The sequence below is a fragment of the Rothia sp. HMSC069D01 genome, assembly GCF_001810135.1.
Taxonomy (GTDB): Bacteria; Actinomycetota; Actinomycetes; order Actinomycetales; family Micrococcaceae; genus Rothia.
Genome location: NZ_KV800109.1, coordinates 147,353 through 170,777, shown reverse-complemented (window position 1 = coordinate 170,777; position 23,425 = coordinate 147,353). Strand labels below are relative to the sequence as shown.

The following is a 23,425-nucleotide window of genomic DNA, read 5'->3' as shown; positions in this document are numbered from 1 at the left end:
CCCCCCGCCGTAAGTACTTACGGCGGGGATCCTCTTTGTGTCTTTATGAGTCTTATGAGCTCTAACGCACCTATGAAGGGGTAGGAGCGTTAGGAGGCGACGGTCGCCTCGGAGTATTCGCGTTCGCCAAGCAGCTCAGCAAAGCGGCGCATCTCTACGCGCAGGTCGTGCTCTGCTTCGAGTAGGTCAACGACCTTGCGCAGCTTGGTGCTGGAGGTGTGCTCGGTGTAGGGGAAGTAGTGTACTTCCACGCCGACCTCTGCGAAGCGTGCTTCCAGGGCATTGCCCTTTTCGGTGCCCTTCCAGTCGTCGCCCTTGAAGAAGACGTTGAAGGGCTTCTGCTTCCAGGTTTCGAGCTTGTCGGGGTTGGTTTCAACGTGCACTTCGTCCACGTAGTCGATGTGGCTGACGATGGCGGCACGCTCTTCGATGGGGATGACGGGGCGACGACCCTTGGTCACTTCCAGAACGTCATCGTGCACGACGCCGGCAATGAGGTAGTCGCAGTTTTCCTTAGCCTTGCGGAGAATCTCGAGGTGGCCGTAGTGGAAAAGGTCGTAGGCGCCTGCGGCGTAGCCAATAATCATAGGGCTTCCTTGTGGTTGGTAGCGGCGATGGTTATTCCGGTGTGGTTGAAGTACCGGAGGGTGAGAAACGTATCCGCGGTCTAGGGTGAGAGCATGAGATGAAACGAAGAATGTGCAATATTGAGAAAATATTTTCTTATATTGCCCTATTTCTTCGCGCTGTTGCCTTAGAACGTGCGGGTCCGAAAAGAGTTTCTCGAGGGTGCTGGTTGGGCGCCCTTCGTCCTTTTATTTTACCAGTCACCTTTTTGAAGGAAAAAGGAAAAGATATAAATATGAGGCGGATACGGTGTAGTATCCGCCTCATATTTTCATCCTATTGATTTAAATCAAAGAAAACTTATATCAAGAAAGGGCAGGGGGTAGATTCTCAGCTCGGGTCTCGTTCGGTGCTTACCGCTAAAAGTTCATCAAAAAATATTACACATAAATGCAATATATTGTCGATGGTTCCATTCGGTATTTTCGATTGGCGTTCAAATACTAGCTACTCCCCCACCGGTTCAGCCTACCTTCTCAGCAAAGGTTTAGTTCTTCGCAGCTGCTTCCTTAGTGGCTTCCTCAACGGCAACCCAGGAGAGCATTGCGCACTTCACGCGCGCCATGAACTTCGAAACGCCGGAGAAAGCCGCCATATCGCCGTACTCCTCTTCGTCCAGAGTCACCTTACCGCGCGAGCGCAACATCTCGCGGAACGCATCCACGTGGCTCTGCAGCTCGGAGACGGTCATGCCCGGAGCCATTTCAGAGAGCACGGAGGCGGCAGCCATGGAGATGGAGCAACCGTCGCCTTCCCAGGAGATCGAGTCGATGGTCTTCTCGCCGTCCTTCAGCTCGTCAGAGAGCACCACGCGCAGGTTGATTTCGTCGCCGCAGGTGGGGTTGTACTGGTGGTTATCGGCACTTGCGTGACCGGCGGGTACCTCTACGAGGTGCTCGCCGCTGCGCTGCTTAGAATGCTCCAGAATAATTTCCTGGTACAGAGATTCAAGAGACACGGTGTTCTTCTTCCGTCAGTTGGTCTGTCTGAAAAATTGAGGCGTTATTGTCTAACGCGTCTACGTTTAGAACCCGAAGTAGGGGCGCACCTCGGCAAGTGCCTTCAGGAAAGCGTCCACATCTTCGGTGGTGTTGTAGATGTAGGTGGATGCACGGGTCGAAGCGGTCACACCGGCGCAGCGGTGTAGCGGCTGGGCGCAGTGGTGGCCCACGCGCACAGCGATACCCTGGGTGTCGAGTAGCTGGCCCACATCGTGCGGGTGCACACCCTCAATGGCGAGAGCAACCAGGCCGGCACGCTTGGAGGGGTCGGCGGGGCCGAGCAGGCGCACGCCCTCAATCTTCTGAACACCCTCAACCAGGCGAGCGCCCAGTTCGTGCTCCCATGCCTCAACGTTCTCCATGCCCAAGTGCTGCAGGTAACGCACGGCGGCGGCGAAGGCGACTGCCTGCGAGACGCGCTGGGTACCCGCTTCAAACTTGATGGGGGCGGGCATGTATTCGGCATCCTGCAGACCCACGCGGGTAATCATGGAGCCACCGGTCAGGAAGGGTGGCAGGGCCTCAAGCAGTTCGGCACGACCGTAGAGGGCGCCAATGCCGGTGGGAGCCAGCATCTTGTGGCCGGAGAACGCCGCAAAGTCGACGTCCAGGGCGTGGAAGTCTACGGGCATGTGCGGCACGGACTGGCAGGCATCCAGCACGACGAGAGCGCCGTGCTTACGAGCCATGGCGACCATGCGGGGCACATCGGTAATCGCGCCGGTCACATTCGAGACGTGGGTGAACGCCACGATGCGGGTCTTCTCGTTGATGATGCCCTCGGCAGCAGCGTAGTCGAGCTGACCGTCCTCGGTGAAGGGGATGTGGCGCAGAGTTGCGCCGGTTCGCTGAGCAAGAATCTGCCAGGGAATGAGGTTCGCGTGGTGCTCAATCTCGGTGGTGACAATTTCGTCGCCAGGGCCCAGTGCGAAACGCTCAGCAGCCGGACCGCCGATACCCTGAGAGGCGTTGCCAATGGAGTAGGCGACCAGGTTCAGCGCCTCGGTTGCATTAGAGGTCCACACTAGCTCTTCGTCGGTAGCGCCCACGAAGTTGGCGACGGTGATGCGCGCGTCCTCGAACAGGTCGGTTGCCTCAACCGCGAGGGTGTGTGCGCCACGGTGTACAGCAGAGTTAGCGTGCAGGTAGAAGTTACGTTCAGCGTCGAGCACCTGAAGCGGTTTCTGACTGGTCGCCCCCGAATCCAGGTAGACCAGAGGATGCCCGTTAACCTCAGTGTTGAGGATAGGAAAATCCTTACGAAGCTGGCGTACAATGTCGTCGCTCAGCGGGGTGTTGGCGGGGGTGGAGTATTCAGCCACGGGTACCTTCTTCTCTCGCTTATACGCTCCACGGGTCGGGTATTTTCCCGTCGTGGAGCGTATAACGTCATTCTTTTCTAGCTTATTCCCTCACCGGGCTCTTGCATAGTTAGGTAGAGCCTAGTTCACACATCGGCCCGCATCATGCATTACCCCAGTTCAGTGTTGACCCAGTTCAGTGTTTACCCGGCACGGGTCATACGGCTAGGAACCTGCGCCGTGGTAGCGCTGCTGGGTTGCCAGCAGGCCTTCCTTTACGAGCATCATGGTTGCATCCGCTGCGTTTGAGATGAGGAAGGGCAGGTCCTTCGCTTCAGTGCTACTGAAGGGCTTGAGCACGAAGTCTGCGGTGTCCATGCGTCCGGGAGGACGACCGATGCCGGTGCGAACACGGTAGTAGTCCTTGGTGCCCAGCGCCTTGGTGATATCGCGCAGACCGTTATGGCCGCCCTCTCCCCCACCAATCTTGAGCTTAATGGTGTCGAAGGGGATATCCAGTTCATCGTGCACCGCGATGATACGGTCGGGGTTAATATCGTAGAACTGGGCTAGAGCCGATACCGGGCCGCCCGAGGTGTTCATATAGGTCAGGGGCTTGGCCAGCACTACCTTGGGTCCGCCTATACCCAAACGTCCTTCCAGCACCTGGGCGCGCGCGCGTCCGTGCTTCTTGAAGCCACCGCCTACTTCACGCGCCAGTTCATCAACCACCATCTGGCCGATGTTATGGCGGGTTTTCTCGTACTCCGGGCCCGGGTTCCCCAGACCAACAATGAGCCACGCATCAGACATATCTTCGCCCTTTCCACGGCGCTGTAAAAGGTTTTTAGAAAATTCATGGACTACACCATTCTATGAGTATGGCCCGCTACCACCTCAGAAGAGAGGTAGCGGCGGGCCATCCACAAATCATTGTTGCGCTAGGCGCAGGGCGCGGTCTAGTGCTTTGAGTTATCTGAGTCGTGAGCTTCGCCAGCCTGATCTGATTCCTCGGAAGCTTCAACGATGTCACCCTCGGGTGCGTTTTCGCCTTCTTCACCGGGCTCGGGAACGTCGAGTTCCTCGGGCTCAGAAACGTTAACGATCAGCAGTTCAGCGTCTGCAACCAGGGTTACGCCTGAGGGCAGTTCAACGTCTGATGCCAGAACGTGAGCGCCAGCTTCGCGGCCTTCGATGCTCACGGTCAAAGCTTCGGGTGCCTTCAGTGCGTCAGCTTCAACCAGAAGAACGGTTTCTTCCTGGTTAGCAACGGCGCCAACAGCAGGCTCGCCTTCAACGTGTACAGGAACCTCAATCTCAACGCGCTCGCCGCGCTTAACGGTCAGCAGGTCGATGTGCTGCAGTTCAGGGCGGATTGCGTGACGCTGGATGTCCTTGATCATTGCGAGGTGTGATTCACCTTCGATGTCGAGGTCGAGGATAGCGTTGGGGACGCGGGCAGCCAGGGTGGTTGCGTGGCCGGGGAGTACTACGTGCTTGGGCTCTTCGCCGTGGCCGTAGATGACGGCGGGGATGTCGCCTGCCATGCGGATGCGGCGCGCGTAGCCCTTGCCGAAGTCGCTACGTACGGTAGCTGAAATTTTGATGGTATCTGACATGAGTTGTCCACCCTTTCTTGGTTAGAAGTGATGCGCCAAGTGGAATAGGGACTGGCGCCAGAAATCTCTTTCCAACCAGCCACCGTCAGTTACGGACCTACACGTTTCGTGTATTCCACCGCCTTGGCCAAGACAATATTGTACAGGTTCCCGGCTCTTCTTCAAGGGCCGGGAACCTGTGATATGGCGCTTTTCACGCCTTTTATGCTGTTGTCAGCAGATATAGAGCCAATTCCTTAGAGGATTAGGAGCCCATTTCTGCCAAGTAGGCGGCAAGCGCCTCGCGGTGATCGCGCGGGGTGAAGCCTGCAGCAATCAGCTTGGACAGGTCCATTGCCGAGTTCGTCGGACGGTGAGCGAAGAGCTCAGCGTTGGCGAAGTATTCCTCGGTGGTGGTGTCGCTGACTCGTGCCGGGTCGTGGCCGGTGCCCTCGTACACCGCACGAGCGAACTGTGCCCAGTTGATGACTTCACCGGTGTTCGACACGTTGTAGGTGCCGTATTCAGCGCCGGAGAAGAGCAGGTGCAGAGCAGCAGCTGCCAGGTCCTGGGTGAAGGTCGGGCGGCCCCACTGGTCGGCGACCACGGACGGGTCGATACCGCGCTCAGCCAGGGATGCCATGGTGCCAACGAAGTTCTTGCCGGCGCCAACAACCCAGCTGGTGCGCAGGGTGTAGTGCTTACGCCATGCGGCAGCGGCAACCTCACCGGCAGCCTTGGACGCGCCGTAGACGCTCAGCGGTGCCAGGGGGTAATCCTCCGGGTATTCCTCGCCCAGGGGCAAGGAGCCGTCAAAGACGTAGTCGGTGGATACGTGAACCAGCGGCAGGTTAGCTTCTTCACAGATGGAGGCAAGAGCGCTCACGCCTAGGGCATTAGCTGCCCAGGCGTCGCAGCGACCCTCGGGGGTTTCAGCCTGATCCACTGCGGTGTACGCTGCAGCGTTGATGACCGCGCGGAAGGAACGCCAACGGAATGCGTCGCGCCACTGCTCGGGCTTGCCCAGGTCGAGGCGGTCGCGATCCACAGCCAGGAAGGGTACGTTCTGCTCGGTGAGCTGGCGAACCAGCTCGGTGCCGAGCTGACCGCCCGCGCCAATGATCAGGATCGGGTCGGCTTCCAGGGGCTTGATCTCGTTCAGACGCGGGTGGTTACGGTCCTTCTCGGAGAGCTCTGCCTTCGCCAGGTCGATGGGCCAGTCGATTGCGACGGTCTCATCGGCAAGGTTCAGGAAGCTGTAGCCGGATACTGCGTCCGCCGACCAGTGGTCGTTCACCAGGTAGGTGTAGGCGGTGTTCTCTTCCAGGGTCTGGAAGGAGTTACCCACGCCGCGGGGCACGAAGATTGCGGTGTCCGGGCCCAGCTCCACGGTGACGACCTTGCCGAAGGACTCGCCCGCACGCAGGTCAACCCACGCACCAAAGATACGGCCGGTCGCAACAGAAACGTACTTATCCCACGGCTCGGCGTGGATACCGCGAGTGGTACCTACCGAAGCGTTGAACGAGATGTTGTTCTGCACCGGGTTGAAGTCGGGCAGACCGGCTGCAACCATCTTCTCGCGCTGCCAGTTTTCCTTGAACCAGCCGCGGTTATCGCCGTGAACCGGCAGGTCAATGATGAGCAGGCCGGGAATCTCGGTTTCAGTAACCTTCAATTCCTTGGTCATTACTGGCCAGCCTTTGCGTACTTAGCCTCAACTTCAGCCTTCAGGGGCTCCCACCAGCCGCGGTTCTCGGTGTACCACTTAATGGTGTCGGCAAGACCGGACTCAAAGTCGGTGAACTTCGGCTCCCAGCCGAGCTCTGCACGCAGGCGGCTACCGTCGATTGCGTAGCGCAGGTCGTGACCGGGACGGTCAACCACGTGCTCGAAGTCGTTCTCGTCCTTGCCCATCAGACGCAGGATGGTGCGCAGAACGGTGATGTTGTTCTCTTCGCCGTCTGCACCGATGAGGTAGGTTTCACCAATCTTGCCCTGCTCCAGGATGCGCAACACAGCAGAAGAGTGGTCGGATGCGTGAATCCAGTCACGAACGTTCAGGCCCTCGCCGTACAGCTTCGGGGTCAGACCCGAGAGGATGTTAGTGATCTGGCGGGGAATGAACTTCTCGATGTGCTGGTAGGGGCCGTAGTTGTTGGAGCAGTTAGAGATGGTTGCTTCAATACCGAAGGAGCGGACCCATGCGCGCACGAGCAGGTCGGAGCCTGCCTTGGTGGAGGAGTAAGGGGAAGAGGGGTTGTAGGGGGTGGTTTCGGTGAACTTTGCCGGATCGTCCAGCTCGAGGTCGCCGAAGACCTCGTCGGTGGAGATGTGGTGGTAGCGAGTACCGTGCTTACGGACTGCTTCCAGAAGACTGAAAGTACCGATGAGGTTAGTGTGGATGAACGGTTCGGGGTTGGACAGGGAGTTGTCGTTGTGCGATTCCGCAGCGTAGTGGACAACAGTGTCTGCCTTGCCGACCAGTTCGTCAGCCAGCTCGCGGTCGGCAATGTCGCCTACGACGAGCTTGAAGCGGGATTCGGGAAGACCCTCCAAAGACGCAGCATTTGCAGCATAGGTCATCTTATCCAGCACAGTAATAGTGTGATCAGTGTTATCGATGAGGTGGTGAACAAAGTTCGAACCAATAAAACCGGCGCCGCCGGTAACAAGAATGTGAGCCATACGGTAGATTTTACCTGGCTAAACAGCGATTTTTATGCCTCAACAAAGAGATAAACATGACACAATAAGAAGTTATGAAGGGAATTATTCTTGCCGGCGGTACCGGAAGCCGTTTGCACCCTATCACTCAGGGCATTAGCAAGCAGCTCACTCCGGTCTATGACAAGCCGATGATTTACTACCCGCTGTCCACTCTCATGCTGGCGGGTATCCGCGATATTTTGATTATTACCACTCCTGCCGACCAGGAGCAGTTCCAGCGACTGCTCGGTGACGGCTCCCGTTTCGGTATTAATCTCGAATACAAGGTGCAGCCTTCCCCGGACGGCCTGGCACAGGCATTTATTCTGGGTGCCGACTTTATTGGTAATGACCCCGTAGCCCTCGTGCTCGGTGACAACATCTTCTACGGTCCCGGTCTGGGTACTCAGCTTGCCACCTACGAGCAGAAGGACGGCGCAACCGTCTTCGCTTACCGGGTTGCTGATCCTCGCGCCTACGGCGTGGTGGAGTTCGACGAGAACTTCAACGCACTGTCCATCGAAGAGAAGCCCGAGAACCCCAAGAGCGACTACGCTATTCCGGGTCTGTACTTCTACGACTCCAAGGTTGTAGAGTATGCACGTCAGATTAAGCCTTCTCCGCGCGGTGAGTTGGAAATCACTGACCTCAACCGCGTCTACCTGGAACAGGGTAAACTGAAGGTTGAGGTTCTGCCTCGCGGTACCGCGTGGCTCGATACCGGAACCTTTGATTCACTCGCTGATGCCACTAACTTCATCCGCACTGTTCAGAGCCGTCAGGGCCTGTCAGTTGGTTGCCCGGAGGAAATTGCGTGGCGCCACGGTTGGCTCTCCGATGAGCAGTTGCGCGACATTGCTACCCCGCTTGTTAAGAGCGGTTACGGTAGCTACCTGCTCGGATTGCTCCGCTAATAAACACCAGGGGATTTTCGTATCCCTTCACCGCCTGCAACAACACTCCACGTTGCAGGTACACTAACTCAAACTTTCTGGAGTATTCTCACTACCATGACCATTTTGGAATTTTTCCGCACCACGAGGGCTAACCTCTGGCTGCTGATTATTGGCATCGTTGTCGGTGCCGCAGCGGGCTTCGGCTATGCCTCTCTCCAGCCGAGGGTCTACGCTGCTTCGTCCTCGGGCTACGTGACCGTGGGCGAGTCCGGTACGGTGGATGTTCTCTCCGGCTCTACAGCCGCTAAGGAGCGCGCTCGTTCCTACGCTGCTATCGTCTCCTCTGAGGCCGTGGCACAGAAGATTAAGCAGAACAACCCCGAACTCTCCATGACTACCGGGCAGATTCGTGCAAGCCTCACTGCAACTGCGGGTGATAACGCCGCGCTGATTACCGTGAGCGCGCAGGCTTCTTCCCCGAAGAACGCACAGTTGCTCGCTAACGGTGCGTTGCAGGCTACCGCCGACTACATCAAGGAGATTGAGCAGAACCCCGGTAACGCTCAGGCTCTGGTGAACGGCGAAAACACCGCCGCTTCCCCGACCACCAACAACACCGTTCGCGTTATTCCTCTGAACAACGCAAGCGTCAACCCGCCGTTGGTGGCCCCGAACTACCAGCAGAACGTGCTCATCGGCGCCGTTGCTGGCCTCGGTCTGGTGTACCTGGCAATCTTCCTGCGCCGTGCTCTGGATCAGCGTATTCGAACCCGTGACGACGCTACCAAGGCAACCGGTGCAAGCATCCTGGGCGTTCTGCCTGTCAGTGAGGACCTAAACGAAGAGAACATCGTTAAGGGTGACACCGACGATCACATCGCACAGGAGTCCATCCGCCAGCTGCGTACTAACCTGCGCTTCGTGAACGTTGACACTCCCCCGCGTTCGTTCATCGTCACCTCCGCAGTGCCCGGTGAAGGTAAGTCGACCGTGTCGCTGTCGCTGGCTCGCGCAATGGCTGACGCAGGTTCGCCTGTCATCCTCATTGACGCCGACCTCCGCCGCCCGACCGTGGCTAAGAAGCTGAAGCTCGACGCTAAGGTTGGTCTGACCCAGGTTCTGGCTGGCCAGGTTGAGATCGCTAACGCTGTGCACCAGCTGGGCGATTCGAACCTCTTCGTCCTGCCTGCAGGTCGTATCCCCCCGAACCCCTCTGAGCTTCTGGGCTCGGATAAGATGCGCCAGCTGATCAAGGAACTCTCCGAAGAGTTCATCGTGGTGGTCGACGTTCCGCCGCTGCTGCCCGTGACCGATGCATCGCTGCTTTCCAACTCTGTGGACGGCGTGATTCTGGTCGGTTCGATTGGCCGCAGCCACCGCGAGCAGATGACCGAGGCGTCCAGCATCCTGAAGAAGGTCAACGCAAACCTCTTCGGTCTTGTTCTGAACCGTGCACCCCGTAAGGGCCTGGGTAACTCCTACTACGGCTTCGGTTACGCAAGCACCTACGTGGGCTACGCAACCTACTACGGTTACGGCAAGGACGGCGACAAGAAGTCGTCGAAGAAGTCCTCAGCTAAGAAGTAATAGCGTAATAAGCACCCTAAATCTTAGGGAGCGACTTAGGGCGGGATGGGCAGTATTTTCTGCCCATCCCGCCTTATACTTATCTGGTATACATGTGCACCGAAAGGCTATTGTGACCACTCACTCATCCAATACCCCGGAGCCGCAGACTACTCCGCTCGCGGCACGGATTCGGCTTGCGCACGCCTACTTCCAGCGAATTGCCGACATGCACTCCATCGATATTCTGCATGTCAAAGGCTACGCTTTCTCCCAGGAAATTTACCGCAAGGGCAGGTACAGCTCCGACGCTGACCTGCTCGTCCGTCCCTCTCACGTGGACCGCTTTGTAGAGATCCTTCTGGCAGATGGATGGCGTATCCAAGCCCACTTCGAAACAGGTTCCGTGTTCGAGCACGCGATGACGCTCTACCACGCTTCATGGGGCCTGACCGATATTCATCGTTTCTTCCCCGGTCTGGGACGCCACGGCGACTACGAGAAGGCGTTTGACCGCATCTGGGCAGCGCGCAAGACCCGTATGATTGCACACCGCCCCTGCACTGTCCCCAGTGACCTGGACGCGCGTCTTCTCGTGGTGCTTCACCGCGCCCGCGCTGCCTCACGTTACAGCGCAGATATTAACTACCTGGTCTCCCTGCTCTCGTACAGCGATTGGCAGCGCCTGCGAGCCCGCGCGGAAGAGCTTGACTCCTCCCTCGCATATAGCGCGGCTATGGGCGGTCTGGAGCAGTACCGTGACGACCGAGACTACCTGCTGTGGCTGTCGGTCTCGCAGGATGTGCCCCACTACATTCAGTGGATTGGGCGTTTGCAGTCGGCATCCACCCTGCACGATAAGCTGCGCACCCTCAAAAATATTTTCTTTGTGAACAAGGACCATTTGGCGATGCAGCTGGGACGCACCCCCACTAAGGCAGAGATACGTGCAAAGTTCTTTGAGCGTTTCGGAATCAAGGTGAAAAAATGAGCAATCCGGTAGATTCCCGTCAGACCGTCTACGGTATTCCCGAGAACATCGCGTACGTTCATTCTGAAGAGTTCGCTAAGTACTCCCCCACGGCAACTTATCTCGCGAATCTTGCCAACGGGGAGCTGTCTGTCCTTCAGGACTCAGCCTCCATTATTTGGAGTATTTTTGAAGACCCGATGTCTCTGCAGGAGGCTATCGACGTGCTCTGCGAGATGTATGAACAGCCCGTAGAGACTATGGGGCCGCAGATTGAGGGTTTTATTCCCGAGCTACTCTCCAAGGGGCTCCTAGAGGCCCGCTAAGGCTCTCAGAAAGCATAAAGAAGGCGGGGCGGTAGAAAAACCTTAGTTTCTACCGCCCCACCTTCTTCTATGAGCCGCCTAGCTCTTTTAGTCTTCGGGCAAAGCCTGCACGTAGGTCTTCAAACGGCTAATGAAACGAGCCTCCGAGAAGCCATCAACGTGCTCACGGATGTAGTCGGCATCCCAGTCGTCCGGGTTGAAAGCCTTAAGAGCTTCCACCAGCTGCTCCACGGTCGGCTGGTTGATGAACATGCCGGTCTTGCCTTCCTGAATGGTATCCAGGAAGCCGCCCGCACGGTAGGCAATCACGGCCTTGCCGCTAGCACCCGCTTCTAGCGGGGTAATGCCGAAGTCCTCATACGAGATAGCCAGCAGCGCCAGGCAGTGACGGTACGCATAACGTAGCTGCGCGTCCGAAACGCCCGAAGCAATACGAATAGTCGGGCCCGCAAGCGCTTCCAGATGTTCCTTTTCCGGACCGCGGCCAATCACCAGTAGCTTCTTGCCCAACTCATTGCAGGCTTCAATAGCCTTATCAACATTCTTGTAGGGCAGCAGGCGAGAAACAATCAGGAAATAATCGTCCGATTCGGTGAACTCTTCCAGACCCGGGATAGGCTCAACCGGTGCGGCGGCATCTACCGAGTGCGGCGGGAAGAAAATCGGAACGTCCTTTTTACCGTAGACGTTCTCGATGCGCTTCTTAATCACGCTCGCGTTCGCCACGTACACCGCCGAGCGGTGAGCCGCCCAGTGATCCCACAGCATCAGTGCAGGACGCAGAGTCTTCAGCAGCAGCGGCACGGGGCCGGTGCTCTTCTCACCCAGGTACTGATCGCTCAGGTACAGCCAACGCGCCGGCGAATGGCAGTAAATGAACTTACGACCGGCGAAGTTGAAGCCGTGCGCCCAACCGGTTGTCGATACCACAGCACGCTCAGCCGGCACCTTCAAGAAAGAAGAAGCAATCGGCAGAATCGGCAGAGCCATGCGGTGGTTACGACGCAGGTAACCAATCTTGTTCAAGGGACTCGTGATAATCTTCGCGTCTTTGAACTCGGGAAAGGTGCCCTCCGGGTCGTACAGAGTCGTGTAAATCGGTGCGTCCGGGAACGCACGGTGCATCGCCAGAACAACACGCTCCGCGCCACCGCGCTGAGTCAGGTAGTCGTGGGCAATTGCAATCTCTTCAGTAGCCTCAGGCTTCACCAGCGGCACGTAACGACGCACCAGGCGGCCAAGCTTCTTGAGGCTCTTCGGGATATCCGCGAGCACCGCGTCAGGGTTCTTCGGCCCGGTAAACGGAGCGGAGGTCAAGAGCTGAGTGAGTGACATTTTCTTTTCCTCCTAGAAAACTTTCTGAGCTCGCTCAGGATAGTGAATACCGGCGTAGGATGCAGCCTCAACCTGCAGTGCCACAAGCTTCTCAGCAGCCTTAGCGGGCAGCTTGAGCAGAATCTTATCGCTCGCATCGCCCAGAGCCTTAATGGTGTTCTCGGTGGTGAAACGAGCGAGGGTCTTGACCAAGAACCCCCACGGACCCGTCGGGTTCGGGGCAGGGTGTGCTTCCTCGCCGTGCTTACGGACGAAGATGGTGCGGGCGGAGCCCGAGTGCAGGGCGCGCAGAGCACGCACTGCAGTGGTAGTAGCCTCGGCGTAGTGCTTGACCTCGACCTCATCAGAGATGATGATGCGGCCACCAGCGTCATGAACCATTTTGCCCATGTCTACGTCTTCCCAGCCGTAGAGGCGGTACGCGGGGTCGTAGCCGCCAGTACGGTCAAAGTACTCAGCAGAGATAGAAGAGTTGCCGTTCCAGTACAGCCAACGGCCTTCTTCAGCTACGCTGAGGGCACCTTCTTTGAATCGGGCATCGCGGAAGTTACCGTACACACGAGAGTAGGGAGTGTCCGGGTACACGTTCTTCAAGGTACCAATCACACCGTCGTAATCACGGTGCAGGCGGATCCGCGCTTCAACGTAGTCGGCAGCAGGCTCAAGGTCGTCATCGCAACGGATAAGAACATCCGCATCAGCCGCACGGTGGCCAGCGTTCAACGCAGCCACGCGGCCGCGGTTCTCCTCGAAAACGATCTTGGTCAGGTTCAGCTTGCCTTCTGCAATGTAGCGGTCAAGCACAGCTTCACTGTTATCAATATCGCCGTCGAGGACCACGATAACCTGGAAGTCCTTCTCGGTCTGGGCGGCAAGGGCATCCAGCGGGTAGTGCAGAATATCTGCACCACCGCGAGAAGGGATGATAACCGCAGCCTTGTAGCGGTGAGTAGTCGTCATAATTTTCCTTCGGGGTTTGAGTGAGAGGATATCCGTTGGGAATGGCCTATACGTTTAGAAGCACCTTAGCGGATAAAACGCTCCAGAATCTCACCAACACGGACCTTACCTGCTTCAGGTGAGTAGTTTTCCTGCCAACGCCAGAACAGCTCGGAGGTACGTTCTGCCAGCTCTTCAGTCTCTTCACGGATTTCCTGACCCAGCTTCTCAATGGCCTGGGCGAGTGCCTGCGGCTGGTTCACCGGGACGATGTAGGGGTAGGAGCCGTTGCCGCCGACGACCTCCATCAAGGGTGCAGCGTCGCTGATAACGACAGGGATGCGTGCGCTCATCGCTTCAGCAACCACAAGGCCGAAAGACTCTTCAGCACCCGCCGAGGGGACAACCAGCATGTCAATGTTAGAGAACAGGCGGTCCGGAGTGGTCCAGCCCAAGCGAGTGCTGAACGGTGCGACACGGGCCAGAGCAGTCTCAACCTCAGCACGGCCCTCTTCAGAAGCGAATACAGGCTCGCCACCGATGATGAAGTCGTAGATAATCTCGTCCTTGTTGAGGATGCTCAACGCCTCGCACAGAGTAGGAATACCCTTAGCAGGAGTCAGACGACCCAAGAAACCAACACGCAGACGACGATCGCCAACGTGATGGTCCAGCTCAGTTGAGACACCGTTGACCCAGTTAGCGAAAACCTCGCTGCCAGGGCAAGCACGTGCGACGTAACGGCTAGGCACCAAAGTAACCGATGCATTACGACGAGCGAACGGTACCAGCTTGGCATTGATACCAGTAGCGTACTGATGCAGGTGTACGATGCGGTTCTTACGGCCACCCGTTGCTACTGCGGGAACCAGACCATTGCACCAGAGCAGTACGTCCTTGTTCTGGGCATGCCATGCGCGCAAAGCAAGCATGTACTGTGCGCGATTCTTAGCAGGCAACATAATTCGAGGGAAGCCCTCATCCGCAGCAGCTTCCATGAGTTGCTTCGGCTCGGAGGGACCCACAATGGTGACCTTGTAACCTAGGTTACGGGCTGCGCGGGCAATGTTCAGAAGCATAACCTCGCCGCCACCAATATCACCGTTATTGGTAGCAATATACAGTTCTTTCTTCATTGTTCTACTCCTAGAGCAATTCACAAGGGGAATGTTGTTTTGTCCTTCTAGAGAACAATCCAGACTCCCCCGGATACGCCAGAACAAGGCGCTCCAATAAGCGGTTCAGCAGATAGTTACACGACGCTCACGATGCAGAGAAAATAGGCACCCAGATCAGAAACGATCCGTGTGTACTTCCTCTACCCCTCACGTGGACCCTGCGCTATTAGCGGCTGGTCTTCAGATTCCTTTGCATCACGAATCTCAATGCGCTCGTCAAAGCCCTCGATACTCGCCTCGTCATGGCCGGTGCCCAGACGCTGTTCACGCTCGAGCAACAACACACGCAAAGCCAGTCCGCAGGCAACAGCCCACGGCCAGGTGTAGAACACCTCACCCAGACGCGATGCACAAATCATGATGGCTACGCCTGCACCCTGCACAACATAAAACTTTGCGGGCAGGGTCTTCTGACCGCTAAATACGTTCACGATAAAGAGAACAGTAATAGTGACAACCAGAATCATCCAGGGCCAGCCGCCCTCAACCAGGGCAGACCAGTATGAATTGTGGAAGAACCAGGTCTTCGAACCAGTATGTGCCAGATATACATACGCTTCGCCCAAGCCCTGCCCGAAGAAGCCAGCAGCCTGAACCTTAATCTCAGATGCCTGGTCAATCAGTGAACGAAGCGCATCTGTACCGGTACGATCTGCGAAGGCACCAGAGTGCGCGTAGTCGCTGGTCAGAATATCGATCAGCCAGTACAGGGCCACACCCAAGGCAATGCGGCCGAAAGTCTTCATACGGTGAGCAATAACGATCCAAATCAGACCCGCTGCATACGCCGCGATAGAGGTACGAGAACCCGTAGCCCACAATAGCCCGGAGAAGACCACTATGGCGAGGATGACCTCAATCTTATTGCGGGCAAAACTCAGGATTAGCAAGCCAAAGAGGCAATACACCAGGCCTGAGAAGTTCTTATCGTTCAGCCAACCAGTCAGGTAGCCGTAGTAACCGGTCACCGGAGCAAAACCAGCAAAATAAGCTACCGCGTTGAAAAGAATAGCTGCCGAATAGCCCAGAACAATGGAACGAATATGCAGTCGGCCTGCGGCAATAGTCCAAATCAGCACTGTTGCAGCCACAAGACGAAGCAAACGTCGAGTCCAGTCCGACGCATCCTCCGAGTGGACACCATTCATCGAGACAATTGCGAGGTACCCCATCGCAATAAACATGATGGCACGCAGACCCGAAAAGTGGCTCACGTCAAAAGTCGGTTTACGGGTCAAGCCGTATAGTGCCAAGACAATAACAACCACCTGGTTAAAGGGCAGACCGATACCAGCAATAGGCGTAGCGAACAGAAGCATGAATGCCATGATGAACTCAGGCATTCGAATCTGGCTACTCTGATGGCGGACATACTCGCTACCGCGAGACACAGTTTCAGAGAAACGCGAAACCTCAGGCTTCTCAGTAGGTTCATTCAAGTGCGCGTAAACCTGCGAAGTCTGGCTCATCATCGGCCTCCTCGAAGTACACGTGCGTAAATATCAACTGTCTGAGCAGCCATCTGCTCGTTCGAAATCCAGGTGAAAGGCTCCGAATCGTCCTTCTGCAGTTGCTGACGCATCGCCTGCAGAACGTCCTGGGTCAGAGTTGCGCTCTGACGGTCCACCAGCTCGTCGGCGCCCAGAATCTCCGGGTTACCACCCACCGCGGTAGCCACAGTCTTCAGGCCCGCAGCCTTAGCGTCCAGCAGAGTGTAGGAGCAGTTCTCCCACACCGACAGCTGAACAATCATGTCGCTACGGCCCATCGCCTCAATCGGGTTAACGAAGCCGCTGAAGGTCACCGAATCGCCCAGGTTCAGACGCTGAGCCTGAGCCTGCAACTCGGATGCCAAATCGCCAGAGCCCGCAATCTCAAGATGAGCCTTCGGGTACTCAGCACGAAGCTGCGCAAAAGCATCCAACAGCACGTCAATACCCTTCTCAGGGGACAGACGAGACAGCGAGAGAATACGCGGACTCCCCTCAGAGGGAACACGCTGCTGCTCAACAGCCGCATGTACCTCGGGGATATCCACGCCGTTATACACCAGCTCCACGCCACGAGCGCCCCACTTGGCGCGCATCTGATCAGCGGTAGAACGAGAAACAGCAATCGCCTGATCGGTACCCCACAGGCGCACACGGTGCACGGTCTCCATGAGCTTAGAACGCCAGGAGCTACCGTGGTACACCGAGTCGTTACCGGCAATACCGTGCTCAGTGGTCAGAAGCTTCGGCACGCAGGTACCGCGCTTGATAACGCTACGGATGCGCAGAGCATTCACCACAGCGGTTGCGACGACGTCCGCATATGCGAGGTGGCTGTGCACAATCTCCGGGCGAAGCTGCTCAATAGCCTTCTTCAAAGAAGCAAAGGAAGTCTTAAAACCGTAATCGGGGCCGAACTCGGCCTTGATGACGGTGACTCCCAGTTCCTCGAGGCGCTCGGTCAGCTTGCCCTCGGGTGCGAGAACCACCAGGTTAAAGCCGGGGAGCCCGGCACGTGCCATATCGACAACGTGCCGAGCTACTCCACCAAAATCGGGAACCGGAACGACCCACAGGGCCGTGGGAACTCCGTTTGAATTCATGAGTGAGTGTCTACTTTCTACAGCCACTTCTCGAGGCGGTCCAGCGCGGTGAAGAAGCCTTCACCGTTGTTGATGTGGCCCTGCCAGATTTCGGGAATGAAGGATGCCTTCGGTGCCAGCTCACGCAGCTGCTTGCCCAGGGATGCCCAGTCGACATCGCCTTCGCCAACCTGAACGCCCTCACCGTCAACACCAGTGCCGTCCACCAGGTGCAGGTGAATGGACAGCGGTGCCAGCTGCTCAACAGCCTCCGACAGCGGAATGTTCAGGAAGTTGCAAGCAAGCATGGTGTGAGAGATGTCCAGGCAGAGCGCGGTGTCGAATGCACGCGAGAACTCTGCGGTGTCCTTCGGATCCAGGAACAGGTTGTGGTACTGCTGACCACCCATCAGCCAGGGGTACGGGGGCAGAGTCTGAGCCGCCAGGCGGACGCCGGATGCATCCAGACGCTTCAGAGCCTCACCGATACGCTCGTACTTCTCAGCACGTGCAGCAGCGGGGATGTGCTTGTCCTTGGTGAAGCCACCCATGGTCACAACCATGACCGGGTCCTCATCTACGGTGAAGTAGCGGGTCAGGTCACGGGTGATGTCGATGGTGCGCTGAACCTCAGCGATGGAGCGCTCCCACACCTCGGGGTCCTTGGAGGCGAGGTCCACCAGGAAGTCACCTGCGAACAGGTCGGGCAGGTGGGTGGTGAAGCCCATGTCCAGCTTGGAGTCAAAGACGTCGTCGATGTTGATCTCGAGGTCCTTGTAGGAGAAGTGGAACTCCAGGAAGTCCGGCTTAGCCTCTTCAATCAGCGGCTTGTAGTCGTGGTAACGAACCGGCAGACCCCAGGGGCGGTCGAACTTGAAGTCGCGGCGGGTCACCAGGTCATCCTTCAGGTCACCCTCGAAGAAGAACGAGCCTTCTTCAACGTCGCGCTGCATGGTGCGGCCCAGCAGCTGCGGCAGGTAGTTCGGCTGCAGACCGCGGCCGGGGGACTTCACAGCAACGTCAGCCTCGGTCACGACCTCGCCCTTAGCAATGTGGCGGGTAGCAACCAGGGACTTTGCCAGGTTCACGCGGTTCATCAGCTCACCGGTGGACACCTCGCGAGGAGCAGCAGAACCAATAGCTGCCTCAACCTCACGAATCTGCTGGACCATTGCCTTGAATTCCTCGGGCAGCAGGGAGACGGTGTGGTCGTTACCCTCGAGGGTCTTGTCGGTGGTGAAGTGCTTCTCAATGATCTTCGCGCCGCGAGCAACAGCAGCAATCGGCACGTGGTAGCCACGCTCGTGACCGGAGTAACCGACCAGGCACTGACCAATCTCAGCCAGGCGGTCCATGTATGCCAGGTTGACGTCCTTGAAGGGTGCCGGGTATGCGGACTGGCACTGCAGCAGAGCGTAGGATGCGCCAGCGTTACGCAACAGGGCAACCGACTCGCGGATTTCCTCTTCACGGCTCATACCGGTGGAAACCAGCATGGGCAGGCCACGGGAAGCCACGTCGCGCAGCAGCTCGTGGTTGGTCAGGTCAGCAGAAGCAATCTTCATACCCTGGATACCGTAGTCAACCAGTGCCTGAACGGAGGGTGCGTCCCAGGGGGTGCACATGATGTCCATGTCGTGCTGCTTGACGTGGTCGAAGACCTCGTACATCTGATCAACGGTCAGGGAGAAGCGGGACAGCAGATCCAGGGTGTACTGAACGCCCAGGTCCTCACCTGCGGTTGCTGCGCCGCGCTGACGGTACAGAGCGTCCATGTCACGCAGCTGGAACTTCACAGCGTCCGCGCCGGACTCAACAGCCAGGTCCACCAGTTCCTTAGCGAAGTCAACGCTACCCTGGTGGTTGTTACCAATCTCAGCGATGATGAAGGAGGGGGAATCCTCGCTGATGGTGTGCTTACCGATGCGCAGGACGTCCTGCTCGTCCATTGCCAGTGCCACGAGGTGACCGCGCTCGTCGGTCAGCGGAACGTGGTTGATGCCCTTCGCGAAGTATGCGCGCAGGGTCTCGGGGTCAGCGTCAGCCGGTGCGGTCTGCGGGTTGGTGTTCGCAGCGTCCAGGGCGCTGGTCTCCAGGGATGCGGTCGGGTTAGCAATCAGCCAACGACGGAAGTCGCCGTCAGAGAGCGAACCGCGCAGAATACCGGACTCGTTCACCAGGAAGATGATGCGCTGGCCGTTAGCAGAAATCTTCTGCAGGGCGTTGAGAATCGGGTCTTCAGCGAAGACCACGTAGGGGGCAATATTGCGTTCAATAATCACGATTTTGACCTTTTCGTTTGAGTGTTTAGTTGAATGCCTGAGTGCCGGTCAAGCCGGGAGCGGCAGACGAGGTACTGCCGCTGGTGAAGGCTACTTGCCTTCGGCCAGGATCTGAGTGAGCTGGTGCTCTGCCACGGAGAAGTCAATCGGTGCGTCAATGTCGACGCCCTCGACCTCGTCCAGCATGAACAAGTCAATGGTACCGCCGGGGTAACCCGCAAGGCGGTTATGGTGGTCCATGTACACGTGAGTCTTGGTGATGTACATCGAGCCGTTCTCGCGATAGCGGAAGGTTTCCTTGGTCAGCTCCTGGCGGCGCGGGCGATGCATAATCTCGAATGCCGCGGTGGGCTCACCGTCTGCGTGCCAGGTCCAGATGAACGGACCAATCGGAATCACACCGACCATGGAGTCCTTACCGTTCTCAGCGAACTGGCGGACCGCACGAGCCAGGGTACCGGGCAGACGCACGGGGCTGGTCGCCTGCAGCAGCATGACAGCCTCGGGTTCCCAACCGTTCTCGGTGTAGAACTCGATGGCGTGCTCAATGACCGGCTCGGTTGCAGTGGTATCTTCAGCCAGGTGTGCCGGGCGAATGAACGGCACCTCGGCACCGTACTCGCGGGCGATATCAGCCAGCTCAGCATCGTCGGTGGAGACGACAACACGCAACTCGTGCTCGCCGGCTACTTCTTCCTTAGCAGCCAGTGCCTGCTCGATGGTCCATGCAACCAGCGGCTTACCCGCGATAGGACGCAGGTTCTTACGCGGAATGCCCTTCGAGCCACCGCGCACGGGGATGACGCAGAGAATACGCATTATGCCTCCAAAGTTTCAATCATGAGTTCAGCGATACGCTGTGCCGGTTCCTTCTTCGGCTGAACCGGTGCCGGGGTCGGTTCCTGACCCCACTGGTTCATGCCGTAGCGGTCCCAGAATTCCACAAGCCATGCCGGCGGTGCCGGGTGGTAAACCCACGCCGGGATACCGCGGATTGCAGCCTCCAAAACACCGGTAGAGAAGATGGACACCACCGGGTTCGGTACCTCGTTCAGCGGAGTGCCGGAGCGGTCAATACGGATGCCTTCCTTCTCCCACAATTTATGGGTCAGTACTGACAGCTTATCCTTCTCGCTCGGGTGCGGACGGTAAACGCCGCCGAACTTCTTCAAGAAGGAATGCGAAGCGTAGGCGAAGGATGCGCGCGGAAGCTCCGCACCGTGCATCTGGCCCAAGAAGATGGGCTCCAGGTCGTTCTGCTTCTGTGCCTCGGTGCCAGCGGCCTTCTGGGCTGCCAGGTAGAGCAGCTGCGAACCCACCGCGTGCGTGGTCACGTCACGGCGACCCGATGCCCAGAATTCTGCGTCAGCTTCGCTGAACGCCAGCAGGGTGCATCCAACCGGTAGCGGCGGTGCCTGAGGCACCAGCAGGCCGTGCTGAATAACCCAGTACTCAGCGCCGATCGCGCGAGAGAACTCGTAGGCTGCCGCGCCACGAGCCAGGTAATGGCCAAGAGAAAGGACCACGCGTACACCGGGCAGGAGCTCCTGCAACTGGTCTCCCGTCGCTTCCTGCTCGCTCCAGGCATCGCGGTCGTAACGTTCAGTGGCGTACTGGCCGTTGAGGTACTCCGAAGCGTCCTCAGGGACCCACAGGGCCACACCCACGTTTTCGAGGTACTTGAGCGGCTCCAATAGGGAGTTACGGCTCGTCGGCGAGAACGAATCGAGCACGATGAGCACGCGGGGTACGGCACCGCGGGTGTACAGCACGCCGCCGACGGGGCCTTCCTGTTCAGCCGCGCCTCCGCGCAGACGTCCCATAAGAGCGCGAGCCTCGCTCTTAGCCCAGCGCAGGGTGTTTTGACGCTTCTGCCAGGCAGCCCATGCGTCAATATCAATGGGATAGGTTAGGCCCATAGCTGCTCCAAAATCTTTACACGCTGATCGAAGGTGTGCTCAGCCAGAGTACGCTTCTGACCGGCTTCACGAATCTGACGAGCCCATTTCGGCTCACGGAAAATACGGGTACAAATCTCGATGAGCTCATCAATGCTCTCGTAGACCAGGACCTCTTCGCCAGGAATGTAGTAGCGATCCACATCGGCACGGTCAATCACCTGCAGAGCGCCCACGCCGGGTGCCTCAAAGGTGCGCATGGTGAAACCATCCTGGTTATTGTGGATGTTCAGTGTTGCCGGGGAGGACGCCATGATGCCGTACGCCTCAGAGCGGTCAATATCGCGACCTGCAGGCACGCCGGAATCCTTGAACTGCTTAGTGCGCAGAATGTCATAGGGGTGACGCGACCAAGCACGACCGTAGGCACGCACCGGCAGACCAGCTGCGACCAGCGCCTGCAGGGTCTCCTCACGGTTGGGGTACTTAGCGCCCACAAAGTTGATGGAGTCCTCACGCATGGGGACAACCGGGCAATGGGCATCGTAGGCGTTGGGCATGTCGAGCACCTCGAAACCCTGCTCACGCAGGTGCTGTGCATCCAGCGGGCTGTAGCTTGCCAGCGAGCCCAGGTGGTGCAGGTCCTCTTCGGTGTAGCTCATGCGGCGCATTTCGTCGTAGAGCCAGGTACCGTAGCGAACGCCGGAGGTCTCCAGCAGGTCCCACCATTCGCGGGAGAGCATATCGCCCTTAATGACCAGCACAATATCGGGGCGGAACTCGTTGAAAGCGTCAATAGCCTTTCGAGTTGCCTGAGCAGCGAAGCTTTCGGGGCGGTACTTCTCGGGTAGCTCGTGGGCGAGCTTGTTAAGGATGCGCTCGGACAGAGTACCGGGGGCATCGTAGATGTGGGTGTGCACATCGTATCCGTGCACTTCCAGGGACGCTTGAATCGCCTTCCAGTACCCGTGGAATGCGGGCGAGAGCAGTAGAAGTTTGGGCTGAGTCATATGAGGATTGGATCCTGTCGGCGTTTGCTATATGAACCCGCAGGGTAGAACCGTGCGGTGCTATGTGTTGGAGTGAAGAGGAACGGAAAGTTTCACCTGCAATTTGAGGCAAAACATACCTATTGAAATTTTACAACGAAAGCAGGAGACGACACACTCGAGTGCACTGTGTCGCCTCCTACGTTCTATATGCGTATTCTGATGAAGAGCGCTAGGAATCTTGCGGAACTACCGCTGTAGATTCCGCACGTTTCGCGCCTAGTTCTCGCGGCGCTCCGCCTTGGCGATACGCTCCAGCTCGGTGGCGAGGAAGCCACGAGCGTCGACATCCTTATTTCGCAGGCCGCGCACCGAGTTCACCAGGAAGTTCGCGTAACTGGTAGCACGCAGAGCAACAGCAAGCTTCTTCTCCCAGCCCCACTTATCCGCATAAATGAAACGAGCAGTGGTCAGCCACTGTACACGGCGCTCGGAGGGCGAAGATCCGCCTCCCTCGTGGGTTACGGTTACCGAAGGAATCAGGTAACGGTCCACACCAGCGTTCGAGAGGCGGTACTGGAAGTCCACCTCTTCACTGTTCATGTAGAAACGCTCATCCATGCCACCGATGCGGTTGAAGGTCGCGCGAGGAACAACCATGCACGCGCCCATAACCCAGTCGACCTTCACGTCGGAGGTTCCGGTGCATGCCTCAACATCGTGTCCAACGCCGCGGTGCCACCACTTCGTCGGCTTGAAGCGAGCCAAGGGGGTGAACCATTCCCAGGCGATGTGTCCGGCGGTGGGGAACTTGCGGGCCACCCACTGCTGCTGGCCGTCGTGGCCGATGACCTGCGGGCTGGCCAGAACCTGGCCGTGTGCCTCGGTTGCGGCGAGCATGCGGGAGATGAAGGTGTCATCCAGCTCCAGGTCGCTGTTGAGGATGAACACCCACTCGCCGGTTGCGGCGGCTACGCCGGAGTTCACGGCCTTACCGAAGCCGCCGTTGACGGCACGGCGCACGACGGTCACGCCCTCAACCTCGGGGAAGGGAACGGGCGAGACGTCGTCCGAAACGACGATCTCGACATCGGAGGGGTCAATCCCCTTCTGCGCGCGGAGGGTGTCAATGATGGCAAGAACCGGTTCCGGCTCGCCGTAAAACGGGATAACCGCAGATACGCGGGGAGTATGAGTCACAATATGTCCTTTGAGTGAGGCGCCTGAAAATCACAAGC

General features: G+C 57.9%; 21 protein-coding genes. 4 read left to right on the top strand and 17 right to left on the bottom strand.

Annotated elements, in window-relative coordinates; translation table 11 throughout:
• Nucleotides 1-89 precede the first annotated feature (89 nt).
• The 7 genes from HMPREF2710_RS08550 to rfbB all read right to left on the bottom strand — a co-directional run bounded on the left by HMPREF2710_RS08550 (nucleotide 90) and on the right by rfbB (nucleotide 7,215).
• Nucleotides 90-587, bottom strand: coding sequence for an FAD synthase family protein (locus HMPREF2710_RS08550; RefSeq protein WP_012904009.1), 498 nt, complete (start codon nucleotides 585-587; stop codon nucleotides 90-92).
• Nucleotides 588-1,114: 527 nt separating this feature from the next.
• Nucleotides 1,115-1,585, bottom strand: coding sequence for a Fe-S cluster assembly sulfur transfer protein SufU (gene sufU, locus HMPREF2710_RS08545; RefSeq protein ID WP_070600637.1), 471 nt, complete (start codon nucleotides 1,583-1,585; stop codon nucleotides 1,115-1,117).
• Between the two features lie 66 nt (nucleotides 1,586-1,651).
• Entirely contained in the window at nucleotides 1,652-2,950 is a 1,299-nt protein-coding gene (locus tag HMPREF2710_RS08540; RefSeq protein ID WP_070600636.1) for a cysteine desulfurase, read from the bottom strand.
• A 204-nt stretch (nucleotides 2,951-3,154) separates the two neighbouring features.
• Nucleotides 3,155-3,742, bottom strand: a complete 588-nt coding sequence (pth, locus tag HMPREF2710_RS08535; protein ID WP_012904011.1) for an aminoacyl-tRNA hydrolase — start codon at nucleotides 3,740-3,742, stop codon at nucleotides 3,155-3,157.
• A 146-nt stretch (nucleotides 3,743-3,888) separates the two neighbouring features.
• Nucleotides 3,889-4,548 (bottom strand): 50S ribosomal protein L25/general stress protein Ctc, encoded by a 660-nt coding sequence (locus tag HMPREF2710_RS08530; protein ID WP_012904012.1) that lies wholly within the window; start codon nucleotides 4,546-4,548, stop codon nucleotides 3,889-3,891.
• A 244-nt stretch (nucleotides 4,549-4,792) separates the two neighbouring features.
• Entirely contained in the window at nucleotides 4,793-6,217 is a 1,425-nt protein-coding gene (locus tag HMPREF2710_RS08525) for a sugar nucleotide-binding protein (protein WP_049355933.1), read from the bottom strand.
• Nucleotides 6,217-7,215: a dTDP-glucose 4,6-dehydratase gene (gene rfbB / locus HMPREF2710_RS08520; protein WP_070600632.1), complete on the bottom strand. Its 999-nt coding sequence runs from the start codon at nucleotides 7,213-7,215 to the stop codon at nucleotides 6,217-6,219. The genes HMPREF2710_RS08525 and rfbB overlap by 1 nt, the downstream gene beginning before the upstream one ends.
• Before the next feature lie 74 nt (nucleotides 7,216-7,289).
• Between rfbB and rfbA the strand changes: the two genes are divergently transcribed.
• The 4 genes from rfbA to HMPREF2710_RS08500 all read left to right on the top strand — a co-directional run bounded on the left by rfbA (nucleotide 7,290) and on the right by HMPREF2710_RS08500 (nucleotide 10,994).
• Entirely contained in the window at nucleotides 7,290-8,150 is an 861-nt protein-coding gene (rfbA, locus tag HMPREF2710_RS08515; protein ID WP_012904014.1) for a glucose-1-phosphate thymidylyltransferase RfbA, read from the top strand.
• A 96-nt stretch (nucleotides 8,151-8,246) separates the two neighbouring features.
• Nucleotides 8,247-9,719: a tyrosine-protein kinase domain-containing protein gene (locus HMPREF2710_RS08510; RefSeq protein ID WP_070600630.1), complete on the top strand. Its 1,473-nt coding sequence runs from the start codon at nucleotides 8,247-8,249 to the stop codon at nucleotides 9,717-9,719.
• Nucleotides 9,720-9,831: 112 nt separating this feature from the next.
• Nucleotides 9,832-10,689, top strand: a complete 858-nt coding sequence (locus HMPREF2710_RS08505) for a nucleotidyltransferase family protein (RefSeq protein WP_049356079.1) — start codon at nucleotides 9,832-9,834, stop codon at nucleotides 10,687-10,689.
• Nucleotides 10,686-10,994: a PqqD family protein gene (locus HMPREF2710_RS08500; protein ID WP_070507827.1), complete on the top strand. Its 309-nt coding sequence runs from the start codon at nucleotides 10,686-10,688 to the stop codon at nucleotides 10,992-10,994. The genes HMPREF2710_RS08505 and HMPREF2710_RS08500 overlap by 4 nt, the downstream gene beginning before the upstream one ends.
• A gap of 87 nt (nucleotides 10,995-11,081) precedes the next feature.
• Here the strand turns inward: HMPREF2710_RS08500 and HMPREF2710_RS08495 are convergent, their stop codons facing one another.
• From HMPREF2710_RS08495 to HMPREF2710_RS08450, 10 genes are all read right to left on the bottom strand, one after another.
• Complete coding sequence (locus tag HMPREF2710_RS08495) at nucleotides 11,082-12,329, bottom strand: glycosyltransferase (protein ID WP_049341593.1); 1,248 nt, start codon at nucleotides 12,327-12,329, stop codon at nucleotides 11,082-11,084.
• Nucleotides 12,330-12,341: 12 nt separating this feature from the next.
• Complete coding sequence (locus HMPREF2710_RS08490) at nucleotides 12,342-13,289, bottom strand: glycosyltransferase family 2 protein (protein WP_049341591.1); 948 nt, start codon at nucleotides 13,287-13,289, stop codon at nucleotides 12,342-12,344.
• 65 nt (nucleotides 13,290-13,354) lie between these two features.
• Nucleotides 13,355-14,404, bottom strand: coding sequence for a glycosyltransferase family 4 protein (locus HMPREF2710_RS08485; RefSeq protein WP_049341589.1), 1,050 nt, complete (start codon nucleotides 14,402-14,404; stop codon nucleotides 13,355-13,357).
• 182 nt (nucleotides 14,405-14,586) lie between these two features.
• Nucleotides 14,587-15,918: an O-antigen ligase family protein gene (locus tag HMPREF2710_RS08480; protein ID WP_070600628.1), complete on the bottom strand. Its 1,332-nt coding sequence runs from the start codon at nucleotides 15,916-15,918 to the stop codon at nucleotides 14,587-14,589.
• A complete protein-coding gene (locus tag HMPREF2710_RS08475) occupies nucleotides 15,915-17,039 on the bottom strand; it encodes a glycosyltransferase (RefSeq protein WP_070600624.1) in 1,125 nt (374 codons plus the stop codon). Before HMPREF2710_RS08475 ends, HMPREF2710_RS08480 begins: the two co-directional genes overlap by 4 nt.
• A 17-nt stretch (nucleotides 17,040-17,056) precedes the next feature.
• Nucleotides 17,057-19,300 (bottom strand): N-acetylneuraminate synthase family protein, encoded by a 2,244-nt coding sequence (locus HMPREF2710_RS08470; RefSeq protein WP_070600621.1) that lies wholly within the window; start codon nucleotides 19,298-19,300, stop codon nucleotides 17,057-17,059.
• 90 nt (nucleotides 19,301-19,390) lie between these two features.
• The gene (locus HMPREF2710_RS08465; RefSeq protein ID WP_070600619.1) at nucleotides 19,391-20,119 is read right to left on the bottom strand and encodes an acylneuraminate cytidylyltransferase family protein; all 729 of its coding nucleotides are present in this window, start codon (nucleotides 20,117-20,119) and stop codon (nucleotides 19,391-19,393) included.
• The gene (locus HMPREF2710_RS08460) at nucleotides 20,119-21,219 is read right to left on the bottom strand and encodes an RNA-binding protein (RefSeq protein WP_070600616.1); all 1,101 of its coding nucleotides are present in this window, start codon (nucleotides 21,217-21,219) and stop codon (nucleotides 20,119-20,121) included. The genes HMPREF2710_RS08465 and HMPREF2710_RS08460 overlap by 1 nt, the downstream gene beginning before the upstream one ends.
• Nucleotides 21,210-22,208 (bottom strand): CgeB family protein, encoded by a 999-nt coding sequence (locus tag HMPREF2710_RS08455; RefSeq protein ID WP_070600614.1) that lies wholly within the window; start codon nucleotides 22,206-22,208, stop codon nucleotides 21,210-21,212. Before HMPREF2710_RS08455 ends, HMPREF2710_RS08460 begins: the two co-directional genes overlap by 10 nt.
• A 258-nt stretch (nucleotides 22,209-22,466) precedes the next feature.
• Nucleotides 22,467-23,387 carry a glycosyltransferase family 2 protein gene (locus tag HMPREF2710_RS08450; protein WP_070600612.1) on the bottom strand — a complete coding sequence of 307 codons (921 nt, stop codon included), beginning with the start codon at nucleotides 23,385-23,387 and terminating at the stop codon, nucleotides 22,467-22,469.
• Between the last annotated feature and the right edge of the window lie 38 nt (nucleotides 23,388-23,425).

Bases quoted from the DNA above. Each gene is read 5' to 3' on its own strand.
- HMPREF2710_RS08550 (WP_012904009.1), bottom strand. From the start codon at position 587: ATGATTATTGGCTACGCCGCAGGCGCCTACGACCTTTTCCACTACGGC.
- HMPREF2710_RS08495 (WP_049341593.1), bottom strand. From the start codon at position 12,329: ATGTCACTCACTCAGCTCTTGACCTCCGCTCCGTTTACCGGGCCGAAG.
- HMPREF2710_RS08455 (WP_070600614.1), bottom strand. From the start codon at position 22,208: ATGACTCAGCCCAAACTTCTACTGCTCTCGCCCGCATTCCACGGGTAC.
- rfbA (WP_012904014.1), top strand. From the start codon at position 7,290: ATGAAGGGAATTATTCTTGCCGGCGGTACCGGAAGCCGTTTGCACCCT.
- HMPREF2710_RS08500 (WP_070507827.1), top strand. From the start codon at position 10,686: ATGAGCAATCCGGTAGATTCCCGTCAGACCGTCTACGGTATTCCCGAG.
- HMPREF2710_RS08480 (WP_070600628.1), bottom strand. From the start codon at position 15,918: ATGATGAGCCAGACTTCGCAGGTTTACGCGCACTTGAATGAACCTACT.
- HMPREF2710_RS08460 (WP_070600616.1), bottom strand. From the start codon at position 21,219: ATGGGCCTAACCTATCCCATTGATATTGACGCATGGGCTGCCTGGCAG.
- rfbB (WP_070600632.1), bottom strand. From the start codon at position 7,215: ATGGCTCACATTCTTGTTACCGGCGGCGCCGGTTTTATTGGTTCGAAC.
- HMPREF2710_RS08465 (WP_070600619.1), bottom strand. From the start codon at position 20,119: ATGCGTATTCTCTGCGTCATCCCCGTGCGCGGTGGCTCGAAGGGCATT.
- HMPREF2710_RS08525 (WP_049355933.1), bottom strand. From the start codon at position 6,217: ATGACCAAGGAATTGAAGGTTACTGAAACCGAGATTCCCGGCCTGCTC.
- HMPREF2710_RS08510 (WP_070600630.1), top strand. From the start codon at position 8,247: ATGACCATTTTGGAATTTTTCCGCACCACGAGGGCTAACCTCTGGCTG.
- HMPREF2710_RS08475 (WP_070600624.1), bottom strand. From the start codon at position 17,039: ATGAATTCAAACGGAGTTCCCACGGCCCTGTGGGTCGTTCCGGTTCCC.
- HMPREF2710_RS08485 (WP_049341589.1), bottom strand. From the start codon at position 14,404: ATGAAGAAAGAACTGTATATTGCTACCAATAACGGTGATATTGGTGGC.
- pth (WP_012904011.1), bottom strand. From the start codon at position 3,742: ATGTCTGATGCGTGGCTCATTGTTGGTCTGGGGAACCCGGGCCCGGAG.
- HMPREF2710_RS08490 (WP_049341591.1), bottom strand. From the start codon at position 13,289: ATGACGACTACTCACCGCTACAAGGCTGCGGTTATCATCCCTTCTCGC.
- HMPREF2710_RS08530 (WP_012904012.1), bottom strand. From the start codon at position 4,548: ATGTCAGATACCATCAAAATTTCAGCTACCGTACGTAGCGACTTCGGC.